This window comes from Azospirillum himalayense (genome assembly GCF_042657465.1).
GTDB classification, from domain to species: domain Bacteria; phylum Pseudomonadota; class Alphaproteobacteria; order Azospirillales; family Azospirillaceae; genus Azospirillum; species Azospirillum himalayense.
In genome coordinates this window covers 144,312-157,422 of the sequence record NZ_JBHSLC010000035.1, presented here as the reverse complement: position 1 = coordinate 157,422, position 13,111 = coordinate 144,312, and the positions used below count along the sequence as shown (strand labels likewise).

The window sequence follows — 13,111 nt, the reverse complement described above, 5'->3', positions numbered from 1 at the left end:
AGGTGAAGGTCTGGTCTTCGACGGTGATGGTGAAGCTGTCGCCGGCCTCGATCGTGCCGCCCATCGACACCTGGGTGATCTGCGCGGTGCCCGACTTGGCCGCCGTCGTCGTGTTGGCAGCCATGGTCTGGCTGTTGTCGAAGTAGGTGATCGTGCGCGACTCGTTGCCGTCCGTGATGATGAAGGACCGCTCGCGGCCCTTGGCGCCGCGGACCTCGATCTGCACGTCGGAGAAGCTGCCGAGCGAGGTGGCCATCGTGCCGGACAGCTTCAGGCCGACCAGGCCGTGGGCCATCTCGGCGCTGTTGATCTCGCCGGCCGCGCCCTCGATGGAGCCGTCGCCCTTGACGCGCACCGTGTAGGTGTCGGTCGACACCACGTTGGTGACGCGGGCGTTCTCGATGCCCTGGATGGTGTTGACGGCGCGGCGCGACTCGCTGGTGGAGTCCAGCCGCAGGCCGTTGCCGGCCAGCAGGTTCTTGCCGGCATAGCCGCTGTCGCCGGCCAGCTTGTCAATCTGCTCCTTCAGCGCGTTGAACTGGGCGGACAGCGTCTTGCGGGTGGCGACGGAACCGGCGTCGGTGCCCAGAGCGGAATAGGCGGCGGTGGTCAGGCCGCGCGCCTGCTCGATCATGCTTTCGATCGCGGTCACGCCCTTGTCGGCGGCCTTGATGGTGCTGATCGACTGACCCATGGCGTCCTTCAACGACGACAGGTCGCCGGCGCGCTGGGTCAGGCTCTTCGCTGCGAAGAACGAAGTCGGGCCGTCGAGCGCCGAGTTGATCTTGTTGCCGGTCGAGAGGATGTTCTGCTTGACACCGATCTTGTCGTTCACGCTCTGCAACTGCAGCAGATTCGTGCGCATTGACGCGGTGAGGGTGACGTCGTTGATGGCCATGGTTCCAAGTCTCCTTCTGAGGCTCGCCCCGCGGCTGGTGCTTGAAACCGAAGCGAGGCAACGTGCATTTGCGCGATCCTCCCCTATCAAGACCCGTGCCAGTTCCCGGAAATGCCATTAAGTAATTGATTTTAATCGATGTATTTGAAGGTTGCGCGGTGGCTCGGCGATGGCCGGCCGGACGCCCTTTCCCAGGCCGGTGGAAAGTTTTGCCGGGCAGAAAGGGTGTTGCGCCCCGGACTCCGGGACAAAACTACCCAGTTGGGGGCACGCCCCAGGTGCCGGTAAGCCCTTGGTGGCGGAGGCGGAGGGGGCTATCGTCGGGGTGTCGCACCCATCAGGGCGCACCCATCGGGGCCTTCTCGGTGCCCCCAACGACGACGGAGGGATGAACATGGCCGGACGCATCGAGGCGCGGCTGAAGGAGTTGGGGATCGAACTGCCGCAGGCGGCGGCCCCGGTGGCGGCCTATGTGCCCTACACCCTGTCGGGCAACACGCTCTACGTGTCGGGTCAGGTCACCGTGTGGAACGGCGAGCGCCGCTTCATCGGCAAGCTGGGCCAGGACTTCACGGTGGAGCAGGGCCAGCAGGCGGCGCGGCTGTGTGCGCTGAACATCATCGCCCAGGCCAAGGCAGCCTGCGGCGGCGATCTCGACCGGGTGGTGCGCGTGCTGCGGCTGGGCGGCTTCGTGAACGGCACCCCGGACTTTCACGACCAGCCGCTGGTCATCAACGGCGCGTCGGAACTGATGATGCAGGTGTTCGGCGACGCCGGGAAGCACGCCCGCGCCGCGGTCGGCGCCCCGTCGCTGCCCGGCAACGTGGCCGTCGAGGTGGATGCCATCCTCGAACTGGCCTGATCCGGGCTCCGCATCGGGGGGAGGGGGCGGGCCTCTTGCCGCGGCGCGGCAAAGCGCCCACCTCCCTCGGCGAACCCGCGAAGGAGAGACCATGCCCGACGGCAAGGACAGCGGCCCCAACCCCGGTGCCGATCCCGAGGCCGGGGAGACGATCACCGTCAAGGTCCTGACCGGCATCGGTCTGGCCGACCCGAAGGAGTGGGACGCCTGCGCCGGGCCGGACAACCCGTTCCTCAGCCACGCCTTCCTGCTGGCGCTGGAGGAATCGGGATCGGTCACCGGCCGCACCGGCTGGCAGCCCAGCCACCTCGCCGCCCTCGACGGGGCGGGGCGGATCATGGGCGCGGTGCCGCTCTATCTTAAGAACCATTCCTATGGCGAATATGTCTTCGACCACGCTTGGGCGCATGCCTATGAGCGGGCGGGCGGGCAGTATTACCCGAAGCTGCAGTGCGCCGTTCCCTTCACCCCGGTGCCGGGGCCGCGCCTTCTGGTCCGGCCCGGCGCCTCGCTCCAGGGGATGGAGGCGGTCGCCGGCGCCCTGATCCAGGGGATGGAGGAGGTGGCGCGGCGCTACGGCGTCTCCTCGGTCCATGTCACCTTCCCGGAGGAGGGCGATTGGCGCCGCCTCGGCGAGGCCGGCTGGCTGCTCCGCGAAGGCGTGCAGTATCATTGGGAAAACCGCGGCTATGCCAGCTTCGACGATTTCCTGGGCACCTTGAACAGCCGCAAGCGCAAGGCCATCCGCAAGGAGCGACGCGAAGTGGCGGAGAGCAGCGTCCGGCTGCACAGCCTGACCGGCGCCGACCTGAAGTCGGAGCATTGGGACGCTTTCCACCGCTTCTATCTGGAAACCGCCGACCGCAAATGGGGCGGCGGCTATCTGAACCGCGCTTTCTTCCGGCTTCTGGGCGAGACCATGGCCGACCGGGTCATGCTGGTGATGTGCGAGGACAATGGGGAGTGGGTGGCCGGCGCCCTGAACCTGATCGGGACCGACGCGCTCTACGGCCGCAACTGGGGCTCCGACGGCAGCTACCGTTTCCTGCATTTCGAGGCGTGCTACTACCGCGCGCTGGACTTCGCCATCGAGCGCGGCCTCGGCCGGGTCGAGGCCGGCGCCCAGGGGGAGCACAAGATCCAGCGCGGCTATCTGCCGGTGCCGACCTACAGCGCCCACTGGGTGGCCGACCCCGGCTTTCGCCGCGCCATCGCCGATTACCTGCGCCGCGAGCGGCCCGGCGTGGCGGCGGAGCGCGAGGCGCTGATGGATCTGTCACCCTACCGCCAGGATGGCCTGCCGGAGCAATAGGGCCGGATCAGTAGGGAACCCGGATCAGTAAGGAATGCGGTCGGGACGGGCGGCCCATTCGTCGAAGACGGCGCGCGCTTCGTCGGCCAGCAGGCGCTGCATGGGGATCGCCCGCTGTTCCAGCGGCAGGGCGATTTCCGTGTAGAGGAAGGCGTCGTCGAAGCCGATGGCCGCCGCGTCGTCGCGCCCGTTGGCGTAGACGATGCGCCCGATCCGCGCCCAGTAGATGGCCGACAGGCACATCGGGCAGGGCTCGCAGCTCGTGTAGACGGTCGCCCCGGCGAGGCTGAAGCTGCCGAGGTCGCGGCAGGCGTTGCGGATGGCGACGACCTCGGCGTGCGCCGTCGGGTCGTTGCTGGAGGTCACGCAGTTCCACCCCTCGCCGATGATCCGGCCGTCCCGCGCGATGACCGCGCCGAAGGGGCCGCCGGCGTTGCCCTGCATGTGGGTGCGGCTGAGCGCGATGGCGCGGCGCAGGCACTCCGTGTCGAAACTCGTCATGCTTTCCCTCTCCCAACCCTAACCGCGTTGTCGTTCAATGGTTTAAAGACTTCTCTATGGCCTCGGTCCGGCATGCGCCCGCGGCATTGCAGGGGTGGCGGACGATTGGGGATTTCTCCTTTACTGCCCATGCGCAATGCGTAGTGTGGGCGGGATCAGCCGACCGACGGACCCGCCCGATGACCGACCGCGCCATGGAATTCCTGAAGCAGGTGCGGGACCATCTATTCTATCTCAAACTGAAGCCGGGCGGTGTGCGCCTTCAGGCGAAGGGCGTCGATCTGTCGAGGCTGCGGCTGAAGGGCTTCAACCTGCAAACGGCCATCCTCACCCAGGGCAACTTCTCTGACGCCCAGCTCGAGGAGGTCAGCTTCGCCATGTCCGACCTGTTCGGGGCGAATTTCAGCCGGGCGAAGCTGGTGGGCTCCTCCTTCGCGCGGGCGGACCTGCGCGGGACGAACTTCCTGAAGGCCGACCTGACCCGCACCGACTTCGAAGGGGCCGATCTGCGCCCCGGCCAGATCATGGTCCACCGCGCCGGGCGCGAGGACGAGGAGGAGCGGCGGCCCGCCAACCTGACGGACGCGCGGATGGACGGCGTCAATTTCAAGGGCGCCGACCTCAGCCACGCCGACCTGGCCAACGCCTCGACGGCAGGCGGCGACTTCAGCAACGCCAACCTGTTCGCCGCCAATCTGGCCGGGGCCGACCTGACGGAGGCGAACTTCAGCGGGGCCAAGATGAAGCGCGCCGTGCTGAACGGCGCCAACCTGACCCGCGCCATCCTGCGCAACGCCGACCTGCGCGAGGCGACCCTGCGCAACGTCGACCTGACCGTGGCGGACACGCAGGGCGCCAACCTGAGCGGCGCCGTCTACATGCGGAACGCCGACGCCTTGCCGATGCCGGTGCGCAGCGTGCTGGACGCCCACATCCTGTGGATCAACAGCGGCGGCGGGGCCGGGACGCGGGCGGACTTCACCGGGATGGATCTGCGCGGGCTGGACCTCACCGCCTGCGACCTGTCGGGCGGGGTGTTCCGCGACGCCAACCTGGACGAGGCCCGGCTGTCCAACGCCTCGCTCTCGCTGGCCGATTTCGGCGGGGCCAGCCTGCGCCGGGCGCGGCTGGACCAGGCGGTGCTGACCGGGGCGAACCTGAGCGGGGCCGATCTGAGCGGGGTGGATCTCCACGGCGCCGACCTCGGCATGGTGGAACTGCGCAACCCGGACGGCACCCCGACCGGGCGGAGCTGGCCCGCCAACCTGACGAACGCCACGCTGGCAGCCGCCGACCTGCGCGGCGCCCGGCTGACCGGGGCGAAGCTGGCCGGCGCCAGTTTCGAGATGGCCAACCTCGCCTCCGCCGACCTGCGCGGCTGCGACGACGCGGCGGCGAACCTGTCGAAGGCCAGCCTGATGGGCGCCCGCCGCGGCCCGCTGGACGCGCGGTCGCCGCGCGACGGCGGCGGGCCCCTCATCGCCCTGTAGCCGTTACCTCCAGGCGGCGAGCACCGCGGCGGCGGTGGACTCGCGCAAGGGCGCCCGCTCGGGCGGGGTCCCGCCATCGACGCGCAGGCCCATCAGGGTCTCCACCAGCGGCTCCGGCCCCGGCGTGACGCGGACTTGGCCGCGGGCGGCGATGTGCGGGTGGTCCGGCATCTCCGCCAGCGTCGGCAGCGCCTCGAAGCAGCAATCCACGGGGTCGAGCAGCGCCTTCCAATCGGCGAGGCTGCGTGTGGCGAACAGGGCGTCCACCTCTGCGATCAGGGCGGTCTGAGGGAGCGAGTCGGTTTGCCGGGCGGTCCAGTCGGGGCGTCCCACCGCCTCGCAGAAGCCTTGCCAGAACTTGGCCTCCAGCGCCGACAGGGTGGCGAAGCGGCCATCGGCGGTGCGGTAGATGCGGTAGCAGGCGGCCCCGCCGGACAGCAGCGCCTCGCCGCGGGCCGGGACCTCGCCGCGGGCGTCGGCGGTCAGGTTGAAGCCCTGCCAGCCCAGCACCGTCTCCATGATCGACAGGTCGAGGAAGCAGCCTTCGCCGCTGCGCTGGCGCCCGAACAGGGCGGCGACCACCGCCAGCGCCGCCTGCTGGGCCGACGCGAAGTCGGCGACCGGCGGATGGCTGATCGAGGGGCGGTCCGGCGTGCCCGAGGAGTCCAGGCCGCCGCCGACCGCCATGTAGTTGAGGTCGTGGCCGGCCCGCCGGGCGTACGGGCCGCTGCTGCCCCAGCCGGACAGGCTGGCGTGGACCAGCCGCGGGTTCAGCGCGCGCAGCCGGGCGTGGCCGACCCCCAGCTTGTCCAGCACGCCAGGGCGGTAGCTTTCCACCAGGGCATCGGCCCCGGCGATCAGCCCTTCGAAGGCGCCGCGGTCGCCCTCGTCCTTCAGGTTCAGGCGGATGACCGTCTTGCCGGCGTTGAGCAGCTTGTAGGCGGCGGTCGTGCCGTCGGCGTCGGTGGAGCCCATCTGGCGCAGCGGGTCGCCGCTCGGCGGCTCCACCTTCACCACTTCGGCGCCGAGGTCGGCCAGCATCTGGGCAGCGTAGGGACCCGGCAGATACTGGCCGAGATCGATGACGCGCAGTCCGCTCAGGAAGGGCAGGGGCATGGTGCGTTTCCTCATACTTTGTTTCGGCGTGCTTCGTTCTGGGGGTGCCGCCTGGAAGGAGTGTCCGTGATGCGGCATCGGGAATGCAACCGTCCGCCCTTCACATTTGTGTCGCCTCCGCCGTCCGTATCAGACCATCGGCGAGGAGGAACACATGTCCACGGCCAAGGCTCCCAAGTACAGGATCTACAAGGATCACCGCAACGAATGGCGCTGGACCTTCCACGCCGCCAACGGCGAGGCCATCGCCGTCAGCAGCGAGGGCTACACGGCCGAGCGCGACTGCCTGCACGGCATCGCTCTGATGAAAAGCTCCAACGACGCGGTCGTCTTGGTCGAGGAGTGAGCGCCGGGCGACCCACAGGCGGGCACCGGACAAAAAGAAAGGGGGCCTTGCGGCCCCCTTTTTTAGCGTTTCGTACGAAGCGGCGTCATTCCGCCAGTTCGTGCACGACCTCGTCCTCGTCCTCGTCGCCGGAGCGCCGCTTGCGCGAGCCCTCGGTGTACTCGAAGGCGGGCTTGTCGTCCTTCACGGTGACCTTGACCAGACCGCCCTTGGCGAGCTTGCCGAACAGCAGCTCCTCCGCCAGCGGCTTCTTCAGGTGCTCCTGGATCACGCGGCCCAGCGGACGCGCGCCGTAGAGCGGGTCGTAACCCTTCTTGCCCAGCCACTCGCGGGCCTGATCGTCGAGTTCGATCGTGACGCCGCGGTCCTCGAGCTGCGCCTCCATCTGCATGATGAACTTGTCCACCACGCGGTTGATGACCTCCTGGGTCAGCGGCGCGAAGGGGATGATCGCATCCAGACGGTTGCGGAACTCCGGCGTGAACAGCTTCTCCACCGCTTCCATGTCCTCGCCTACCCGGCGCTCGCGCTCGAAGCCGATGGCCGGCTTGGCCATGTCCGCGGCGCCCGCGTTGGAGGTCATGATGAGGATGACGTTGCGGAAGTCCACCGTCTTGCCGTTGTGGTCGGTCAGCTTGCCGTGATCCATGATCTGCAACAGGATGTTGAACAGATCCGGATGCGCCTTCTCGATCTCATCGAGCAGCAGCACGCAGTGCGGATGCTGGTCGATGGCGTCGGTCAGCAGGCCGCCCTGGTCGAACCCGACATAGCCCGGAGGGGCGCCGATCAGGCGGGAGACGGTGTGCCGCTCCATATACTCCGACATGTCGAAACGGGTCAGCTCGATGCCCAGCGTGAGGGAGAGCTGGCGGGCCACCTCGGTCTTGCCGACGCCGGTCGGGCCGGTGAACAGGTAGTTGCCGATCGGCTTCTCCGGTTCGCGCAGGCCGGCGCGGGCCAGCTTGATGGCGGAGACCAGCGCGTCGATGGCCTTGTTCTGGCCGAAGACCATGGTCTTCAGGTCGCGCTCCAGGTTGAGGAGCGTCTCCTTGTCGTCGCGGCTGACCGACTTCGGCGGGATGCGGGCGATCTTGGCGACCACCGCCTCCACGTCCTTGACGGAGATCTTCTTCTTCCGCTTGTTCTCCGGCAGCAGCATCTGCGCGGCGCCGACCTCGTCGATGATGTCGATGGCCTTGTCGGGCAGCTTGCGGTCGCCGATGTACTTCGCGGACAGCTCCACCGCCGAACGGATCGCGTCGTTGGTGTAGCTCACCCGGTGATGCTTTTCGTAGTAGGTCTTGATCCCCTGGAGGATCTTGATCGCATCCTCGACCGTCGGCTCGTTGACGTCGATCTTCTGGAAGCGCCGGACGAGCGCCCGGTCCTTCTCGAAATAGTTCCGGTATTCCTTGTAGGTCGTCGAACCGATGCAACGCAGCGAGCCGGAGGCGAGGGCCGGCTTCAGCAGGTTCGAGGCGTCCATCGCACCGCCCGAGGTCGCACCGGCGCCGATGACCGTGTGGATCTCGTCGATGAAGAGGACGGCACCTTCCGTGGCCTCCAGTTCGGAGACGACGGCCTTGAGGCGCTCTTCGAAGTCGCCGCGGTACCGCGTACCGGCGAGCAGGGAGCCCATGTCGAGCGCGAAGATGGTGGCGCCCTTCAGCACCTCCGGAACCTCGCCATGGACGATGCGGCGGGCCAGCCCCTCGGCGATGGCGGTCTTGCCGACACCGGGGTCACCGACATACAGCGGGTTGTTCTTCGACCGCCGGCACAGGATCTGGATGGTCCGTTCGACCTCCTGCTCCCGTCCGATCAGCGGATCGATCTTCCCGCTGGCCGCCTTCTTGTTCAGGTTGACGCAATAAGCCTCTAGGGCTTCGCTGCCTTTCTTCACGACCTTCTCCGCCGCCGCGTCCTCGTCGGCTCCGGTAACGCGCTTCGCTTCCGAGCGGCCCGGGGCCTTCGCGATTCCGTGAGAGATGTAGTTCACCGCGTCGAAACGGGTCATCTCCTGCTCCTGCAGGAAATAGACCGCGTGGCTTTCGCGTTCAGAGAACAGGGCGACGAGCACATTTGCTCCCGTCACCTCTTCACGCCCCGACGACTGGACGTGGATGGCCGCGCGTTGCAGCACCCGCTGGAAGCCCGCCGTCGGCTTAGCATCATCGGGCCTGTTCGTGATCAGGTTCGCAAGCTCGTTGTCGAGGTAATCCGAGAGTTCGGCGCGCAGTCGGTCCAGATCGACCCCACAAGCGCGCAAGACGGCCATGGCATCGGCATCCTCGGTCAATGCGAGCAGCAAGTGTTCGAGCGTCGCGTATTCGTGCCTGCGCTCGTTCGCATGGGCCAGGGCTCGGTGCAGCGTCTGTTCCAAGTTACGCGACAGCATCTGTGGCCTTAATCCTTTTCTAGCGTACATTGCAGCGGGTGCTGGTGCTGGCGCGCAAAGTCCATCACCTGCGTGACTTTCGTCTCCGCCACCTCGTAGGTGAACACGCCGCACAAGCCCACACCCCGCCGGTGCACATGCAGCATGATCCGCGTAGCCTCCTCGCGCGACTTGGCAAAGAAGCGCTCCAAGACATGAACGACGAATTCCATAGGTGTGTAGTCGTCGTTCAACATCAAGACCTTATACATCGAGGGCTTTTTAGTCTTAGGCTTGGTTTTGATAACCACGCCCGTGGTGGTGCCCTCGTCGCCGTGCTTGTCGTTTTCGGCCATGGTCTCAACAGGTCAACATCGCGATGTACGTCGCATGAATGATATGAGAACTCCGGGCGCGGTGGGAAGGGGCCGTTTTCGGTGAGTCCCCATTTGGGAGAGGCCCATTCGGAACAAGACCTGCCCGGCTACCCCGGAATTGGTGGAAGGCATTTGATTTTGCGGCAGAACTGCCGCACCGGCGTGCCAAAAATGGCACGGCCCGCACCCTGTACATGTCCCTCGCGCCCAAAAGAAACAAGCCCGGCGGTCTGCACCGCCGGGCTTTCCCGGAACTTCACAACGCCGTGAGGCGGCAGGATTTAAAGCGGTACCGCCTTGCGCCGTCCGCACCCCCGGACGATAGCGTCCCGGGGGCGGCGGAGGTGGGAGCCGCCCCGGCCCTGCGGCCGGGTCTGTGGAATTGCTGGCTCCGGGACATTTTGTCTCAGGCTGACGTCTGGGACCGGCCTGGATCAGGCGGCCTTCGCCGCGACCGGCTTGGACAGCGTCTCGACCGTGACCTGGAGGCGGTCGTTGATCGGCGCGAAGGCGTCCTTGGCGGTCTTCAGCGACAGCTCCTGCAGCTTGGCGCTCTCCTTGACGAAGGTCTCGAAGCTCGCCTTGGCGAAGCTGCTCTGCAACTCGACCAACTCCTGGACGGTCTTGACGGCCAGCAGGGCCTTGCCGGTGGCGGCGCTCTTCTCCAGCGAGGACTGGGTGAAGGAGGCGACCTGCTTGCCGGCTTCCTCGGCGCCCTTGGCGACGATGGTGCCCGACTTCACGACGGCGTCGACGTTGCCCTTGGTGAGCGCGGTCAGCTCGTCGAAGCCCTTCAGGATCTGGGCGGAGGCCTTCTCGAACTGCTCCTGCTGGGCCTTGACCAAGCCATCGACGTTCTGCTTGGCGGCGGAGACGGCGTCTTCGAAGGTCTTGGTGGCGGCGGCGAACTTGTCGGTCATGGAACGGCTCCTCGAATTTCATCGGGTTGACCCGCGCCGGACCCACCGATTGGCGACCGCGCGGATGATCCGACCAGCGACCCCGTGGCTTCGGGCGTCGGGTCGATGCTGCAATGCAGCATGACTAAACTTAGGGCAGGCTCCAGCGCCTGTCAACGGGATTTTGTGCGGTGCACAAAAACTTTTGCGCGTCTCGGCCGGCCCCTTCACGCGCGGAGCCCGGCCGTCGGGGAACGGCCGGGCTCCGTGGATTCGCCGTGTGGGCGGATCAGGCCGCGATCGGCTTGGACAGGGTGCTGACGGTGACCGACACGCGGTCCTTCAGCGGGGTCAGGGCCGCCGTGGCGACGCGGGTGCCGATGCCCTGGAGGCGGGAGGACTCCGCGACGAAGGCATCGAAGCTGGCCTTCACATACTCGCTCTGGAGATCGACGACCTCCTTCAGCGACTTGGCGGTCAGCAGGGCCTTGCCGGTGGTGACGGACTTGTCGAAGGAGGCCTGGGCGTAGGCGGTCACCTCGCGGGTCAGCTCCTCCGCACCCTGGGTGGCGATGCTGCCGCTCTGGATCAGCGCTTCCACGTTGGCCTTGTTCAGGGCCTGAAGCTCGGAGGAGATCTTCAGGAGCTGGGCGGACAGCTTCTCGACCTGCTCCTTGGTGGCGGAGGCGGTCTGCTCGAACGTCTTCGCGGCCTGCTCCTGGCCGGCCTTGACGAAGCCCTCGACCTGCTCCTTGGCCTGGGCGGCGGCGCTCTCGAACGCCTGGGTGGGGGCGGGGGCCGGCTTGGCCTTCGTCACGGTCGTCATGCCTTGCGTTCCTTCCTTCGTCGAAGCCCGGCGCGCATCAACCCGGATCGGCGGACCGTCCGCCTGCGGGGCGCAGACCGGCTGCGTTGGGGAGGCCCGGACGGCTCCGGGCCCGAAAAATGCTGCAGTGCAGCAATGGCTAAACTATGGGCATTTATCCGTGGAGTCAACAAAGAATCTTGTGCGTCGCACAATATATCAGTTGAGCCCGGTCCCTTTGCTTATCGGTACGGCGAAAGCTCCACCGTTCCGCCTCATGGGAAAACCGATCCACTTTGGCTCGACTGGGCGGAGCCTTTACGAAAGCTTTACCGCCGATCCTGCCCAATCCTACCCTGCCCGCCGAAGGGACGCGCTTCGGCCAAAGGTCAGACCAACCGCGGCGGAACGTCGCAGCTATCAGTTCGGGAACGTTCTTTCATGACCTATTGCCTCGGCATCAAGACCCGCGACGGCCTGATCGGCCTGTCCGACGGGCGCATCACCAGCGGCTCGCAGCTGTCGTCCGCGCGCAAGGTGACCATGGTGGGCAGCGGCGGCGACCGCTTCTTCATCCTGAATTCCGGCCTGCGCAGCGTGCGCGACAAGACGCTGGCCTACCTGCGCCGCGACATGTCCCGGCGCCGCGGCGAGAGCTACCCGACCATGCTGGACGCGCTGTCGGCCTTCACGGCCTGCCTGCGCCAGGTGGCGGCGGAGGACAAGGAGGCGCTGGAGGCGTCCAAGCTGGCCTTCAACCTGCACGCCATCATCGGCGGCCAGCTCGCCGAGGACCGCGAGCCCTACATGTTCCTGGTCTATCCGGAGGGCAACTGGATCGAGGTGGACGAGCGCACGCCCTACCTGTCGATCGGCGCCACGGCCTACGGCAAGCCGATCCTGGACCGCGCGCTGTCCTACAGCACGGACATGCAAACGGCGCTGAAGATCGCCTATTTGTCCTTCGACAGCACGCGCTTCTCGTCCAACGACGTCGGCTTCCCCATCGACATGGTGACCTTCAACGCCGAGGAGCGGCTGTGGCGCCAGTCGAACTTCGACTACGACGATCTGGTCGAGCAGCGCCTGTGGTGGAACCGGAACATCACCGAGCTGGCCCGCCGCATGCCGGACGGCCCCTGGGTGGACACGCTGCTGGCCGCGGGTGCGCGGGCGGATGTTGCTGAAGAGGAGGTGGTCTGAGGTGTGAAGCCTTGCCCCCTCCCTAACCCTCCCCCGCTATCGCAGGGGAGGGGACTGCCGCCGCTTCGCAGAATCTCCCTCCCCTGCGAAGCGGGGGAGGGCCGGGGTGGGGGCGATGTCAGCCCTGCCCGCTACTTCCCGGCGAACAGCCACGACCCGAAGGGCGCGGTCGGGCCGACCAGCCCGTCGCGGCCCACCTGCACCTCGAAGACCACGCCGGCGCTGTCCACCTGACCGCCGGTCGGCAGGGTGCGTGGGGCGTCCTGCGGGCGCGGCAGGGCGGGGTAGGGCACGCCGATCCCCTGGCCGCTGCCGTCCAGCTCCTTCAGCGGCCCGTCGAAACGGATGTCGGAGAAGCGGTCGGACGGGTAGGGGTAGGCGTTGAAGAACCAGCTTCCCCGCCGGCAGCCGTTGATCAGCCAATAGACGCCGTTGGACGGCAGGCGCACCCCGCTCGGCGCCGGCTCGAAGGCGCCGCTCTCGTAGAGGCGCAGGACGAACAGGGCGAACTGGCGCGGCGACAGCTGGGCCTTGGCCACCGGGCCGCGGGCCACCGCCGCCGGGTCGTCCAGATCGATGCGGGCGAGGTCGGTGGCCTCCAGGACGCGCGCCTCGACCAGCGCGCCGCCGGTGCCACGGTCGCCGACGATGTCGTAGGTCCGCACATGCTTCTGATAGTCGGCGTTGAAGACCAGCCGGTAGCGGTCGGTCTCCCCCTTGGTGCAGGCGGCGCGCAGGTCGTCGCCGTTGAGGTAGCTGACCCAGGTGAGCTTGCGCGCCACCGGGTTGTCGGTCGGTCCGACCGAGGCGCAGCCGGCGAGCAATCCCGCCGCGGCCACCGCCAGCCCCGCCACCCTCGCAATCCGTCCTCTTCGTCCGTCCCGTGGGGCAGCGCGCGGAGTCGGCGGGCGTCGCTCGGGCG

Annotated in this window: 13 protein-coding genes; 5 read left to right on the top strand and 8 right to left on the bottom strand. The window is 67.5% G+C overall.

The features are described from left to right. On the bottom strand, positions 1-898 hold an 898-nt coding region (locus tag ACFPMG_RS17355; protein WP_376996431.1), incomplete at its 3' end, for a flagellin. 394 nt (positions 899-1,292) lie between these two features. Here ACFPMG_RS17355 and ACFPMG_RS17350 point away from each other — a divergent pair. Then, entirely contained in the window at positions 1,293-1,760 is a 468-nt protein-coding gene (locus ACFPMG_RS17350) for a RidA family protein (protein ID WP_376996373.1), read from the top strand. A 91-nt stretch (positions 1,761-1,851) separates the two neighbouring features. Continuing rightward, positions 1,852-3,072 (top strand): GNAT family N-acetyltransferase, encoded by a 1,221-nt coding sequence (locus tag ACFPMG_RS17345; protein ID WP_376996372.1) that lies wholly within the window; start codon positions 1,852-1,854, stop codon positions 3,070-3,072. Between the two features lie 24 nt (positions 3,073-3,096). Here ACFPMG_RS17345 and ACFPMG_RS17340 read toward each other — a convergent pair whose 3' ends face one another. Then, positions 3,097-3,573 (bottom strand): nucleoside deaminase, encoded by a 477-nt coding sequence (locus tag ACFPMG_RS17340; protein WP_376996371.1) that lies wholly within the window; start codon positions 3,571-3,573, stop codon positions 3,097-3,099. Between the two features lie 179 nt (positions 3,574-3,752). On the opposite strand from ACFPMG_RS17340, the gene ACFPMG_RS17335 reads away from it, so the two are divergent. Beyond that, positions 3,753-5,063, top strand: a complete 1,311-nt coding sequence (locus ACFPMG_RS17335) for a pentapeptide repeat-containing protein (RefSeq protein ID WP_376996370.1) — start codon at positions 3,753-3,755, stop codon at positions 5,061-5,063. 3 nt (positions 5,064-5,066) lie between these two features. Here the strand turns inward: ACFPMG_RS17335 and ACFPMG_RS17330 are convergent, their stop codons facing one another. Continuing rightward, positions 5,067-6,179, bottom strand: coding sequence for a CaiB/BaiF CoA transferase family protein (locus ACFPMG_RS17330; protein WP_376996369.1), 1,113 nt, complete (start codon positions 6,177-6,179; stop codon positions 5,067-5,069). Positions 6,180-6,333: 154 nt separating this feature from the next. Between ACFPMG_RS17330 and ACFPMG_RS17325 the strand changes: the two genes are divergently transcribed. Further along, positions 6,334-6,525, top strand: coding sequence for a YegP family protein (locus tag ACFPMG_RS17325; protein ID WP_376996368.1), 192 nt, complete (start codon positions 6,334-6,336; stop codon positions 6,523-6,525). Between the two features lie 85 nt (positions 6,526-6,610). Here the strand turns inward: ACFPMG_RS17325 and clpA are convergent, their stop codons facing one another. The 4 genes from clpA to ACFPMG_RS17305 form a co-directional block, all read right to left on the bottom strand. Next, a complete protein-coding gene (gene clpA / locus ACFPMG_RS17320) occupies positions 6,611-8,926 on the bottom strand; it encodes an ATP-dependent Clp protease ATP-binding subunit ClpA (protein WP_014239699.1) in 2,316 nt (771 codons plus the stop codon). Between the two features lie 8 nt (positions 8,927-8,934). After that, positions 8,935-9,261: an ATP-dependent Clp protease adapter ClpS gene (gene clpS / locus ACFPMG_RS17315; protein WP_038529118.1), complete on the bottom strand. Its 327-nt coding sequence runs from the start codon at positions 9,259-9,261 to the stop codon at positions 8,935-8,937. A gap of 455 nt (positions 9,262-9,716) precedes the next feature. Next, positions 9,717-10,202 carry a phasin family protein gene (locus tag ACFPMG_RS17310; protein ID WP_014239701.1) on the bottom strand — a complete coding sequence of 162 codons (486 nt, stop codon included), beginning with the start codon at positions 10,200-10,202 and terminating at the stop codon, positions 9,717-9,719. A 268-nt stretch (positions 10,203-10,470) separates the two neighbouring features. After that, complete coding sequence (locus ACFPMG_RS17305) at positions 10,471-11,007, bottom strand: phasin family protein (protein WP_051140131.1); 537 nt, start codon at positions 11,005-11,007, stop codon at positions 10,471-10,473. 420 nt (positions 11,008-11,427) lie between these two features. Here ACFPMG_RS17305 and ACFPMG_RS17300 point away from each other — a divergent pair, with 420 nt between their 5' ends. Next, positions 11,428-12,189, top strand: a complete 762-nt coding sequence (locus tag ACFPMG_RS17300; RefSeq protein ID WP_376996367.1) for a proteasome-type protease — start codon at positions 11,428-11,430, stop codon at positions 12,187-12,189. 131 nt (positions 12,190-12,320) lie between these two features. On the opposite strand, the gene ACFPMG_RS17295 is transcribed toward ACFPMG_RS17300, so the two are convergent. Next, positions 12,321-13,043, bottom strand: a complete 723-nt coding sequence (locus tag ACFPMG_RS17295) for a hypothetical protein (protein ID WP_376996366.1) — start codon at positions 13,041-13,043, stop codon at positions 12,321-12,323. Positions 13,044-13,111 lie beyond the last annotated feature (68 nt).

Bases quoted from the DNA above. Each gene is read 5' to 3' on its own strand.
- ACFPMG_RS17300 (WP_376996367.1), top strand. From the start codon at position 11,428: ATGACCTATTGCCTCGGCATCAAGACCCGCGACGGCCTGATCGGCCTG.
- ACFPMG_RS17310 (WP_014239701.1), bottom strand. From the start codon at position 10,202: ATGACCGACAAGTTCGCCGCCGCCACCAAGACCTTCGAAGACGCCGTC.
- ACFPMG_RS17340 (WP_376996371.1), bottom strand. From the start codon at position 3,573: ATGACGAGTTTCGACACGGAGTGCCTGCGCCGCGCCATCGCGCTCAGC.
- ACFPMG_RS17330 (WP_376996369.1), bottom strand. From the start codon at position 6,179: ATGCCCCTGCCCTTCCTGAGCGGACTGCGCGTCATCGATCTCGGCCAG.
- ACFPMG_RS17335 (WP_376996370.1), top strand. From the start codon at position 3,753: ATGACCGACCGCGCCATGGAATTCCTGAAGCAGGTGCGGGACCATCTA.
- ACFPMG_RS17305 (WP_051140131.1), bottom strand. From the start codon at position 11,007: ATGACGACCGTGACGAAGGCCAAGCCGGCCCCCGCCCCCACCCAGGCG.
- ACFPMG_RS17345 (WP_376996372.1), top strand. From the start codon at position 1,852: ATGCCCGACGGCAAGGACAGCGGCCCCAACCCCGGTGCCGATCCCGAG.
- ACFPMG_RS17325 (WP_376996368.1), top strand. From the start codon at position 6,334: ATGTCCACGGCCAAGGCTCCCAAGTACAGGATCTACAAGGATCACCGC.
- clpS (WP_038529118.1), bottom strand. From the start codon at position 9,261: ATGGCCGAAAACGACAAGCACGGCGACGAGGGCACCACCACGGGCGTG.
- clpA (WP_014239699.1), bottom strand. From the start codon at position 8,926: ATGCTGTCGCGTAACTTGGAACAGACGCTGCACCGAGCCCTGGCCCAT.
- ACFPMG_RS17350 (WP_376996373.1), top strand. From the start codon at position 1,293: ATGGCCGGACGCATCGAGGCGCGGCTGAAGGAGTTGGGGATCGAACTG.